Raw genomic sequence first — 232 nt, forward strand, 5'->3', positions numbered from 1 at the left:
AATCATGGATGTGAAGATGCCCGTCATGGATGGCATCTCGGCAGCCGAGAAGATCGTCAAGGCCCGCATTGCTCCCGTAGTGCTGCTGACGGCGTTCAGCCAGGAGGAATTGGTGGAGCGTGCACGCGACGCCGGTGCCATGGCGTATGTCGTGAAGCCCTTCTCCCCCGCGGACCTCATCCCGGCCATTGAAATTGCACTTTCGCGCCACGAGGAAATCAAGGCCCTGGAA

General features: G+C 59.9%; 1 protein-coding gene. It reads left to right on the plus strand.

Annotated elements, in window-relative coordinates; genetic code table 11:
* Nucleotides 1-232: response regulator (locus tag ACPYOG_RS21015; RefSeq protein ID WP_481295976.1), on the plus strand; the 232-nt coding region annotated here is incomplete at both ends.

It is taken from the genome of Leifsonia sp. HAY1-4F, from assembly GCF_056755275.1.